Origin of the sequence: Rhodoplanes sp. SY1, from assembly GCF_046000175.1 — a bacterium.
Lineage (GTDB): Bacteria > Pseudomonadota > Alphaproteobacteria > Rhizobiales > Xanthobacteraceae > Rhodoplanes.
The window spans coordinates 1-1,224 of sequence record NZ_JBEOMB010000369.1 but is presented as its reverse complement, the minus strand read 5'-3'; the positions used below and the strand labels follow the sequence as shown (position 1 = coordinate 1,224).

1 protein-coding gene is annotated in these 1,224 nt (G+C 51.9%); it reads left to right on the top strand.

Annotated elements, in window-relative coordinates; translation table 11 throughout:
• A partial coding sequence (locus tag ABTU92_RS29725) for a restriction endonuclease subunit S (protein WP_408095138.1) occupies positions 1-1,079 on the top strand: 1,079 nt, incomplete at its 5' end.
• Positions 1,080-1,224 lie beyond the last annotated feature (145 nt).

Sequence of the window (1,224 nt, the reverse complement as noted above, 5' to 3'; positions counted from 1 at the left end):
ACCGCATCTCGACCCCTCAAGTTGACCTTCTGGAATTCGCGACTAGGTTTTATGGCGAAAAATCATTTCGTCGAAAGGACCAGATTATCCGCGGAACCACGAAAGGCCTTAAGACATCTTTCGTTGTGCCTTTTAGCGAGACCGAAGGACGCCTCGATCCGCCTTACTATTTCTGGCGGTATCAGGCGAGCGGCCTTCTTGCCGGACTTACACCGTTGCGTTCGTTCATCGAGGAATCTGGCGAACGTTTTAAACCGACATCCGATGACGAGCTCGATCGTGAATACGCGATGGTGAGTGTCTCAAGTGACGGCAAGGTAACTCTAAACGAATACGTTCGCGGTGAAACATTCTCTACAAACTATCGACCGAAGAGAGTTCATCACAACGACTTCGTTTACAATCCGATGCGCGCAAATATCGGCAGTATCGGCTTGGTACCAAAAGCGCTTGACGGCTGCTTAGCGAGTCCCGACTACGTCGTGTTTCGCTGCAAGAAAGGAAACCCGAATTTCCTGATCCACCTTTTACGCACTCCGTTCTACCGAATGTACATCGACGTCGTTTCGACTGGCTCGATTCGCGATCGACTCTATCTTCGCGAACTCATGGAAATGCGAGTTCCAAACGTGAGTCGTTCGGAGCAAGCGACGATATCTGAGATCATGCGTCGGACTGAGGAAGAGTTGCTCCAGCTTTACGATAAAGCTGCTGGCTATCGCGCCGCAGCAGTTGGGCGTTTGCATGATTTAGTTGAGGCATCTGGCGCTATGTGCGAGGATCGTAGCGACCTTCGCGCCGCATTTAGTAAGCTCGCGGCTCAGTGGCATCGCGAAACCGGTCCATTCTCGTCCGTGTCAAAGAAGGTGAAACATCCGGCTTACCAAGCCATTATTCACATGGGCAAGGGTGCAGTGCCCTTTATTCTTGAAGAATTGCGTGTGCGCCCTGCACATTGGTTTGCAGCGCTCAAAGAGATTACGAACGAAGAGCCTCCCGGCCTCCGGTCAGGATCGAGCTTCAACACAACAGCGGCAGCGTGGCTCGAATGGGGATTAAAGAGGGGTTATATCAAGTGATGTCACTGAAGTTCCTGCCGATCGAAAAGGAGGCTTGGTTCCCAAATTTGCAGCGAGGCGAGTATCGCGTTACGAGCATCGAGACTGATGAATATAACTGCATCGCCCATGCTGCTGGAAAGCAAAACAGGTGGTGGTGGCCCCG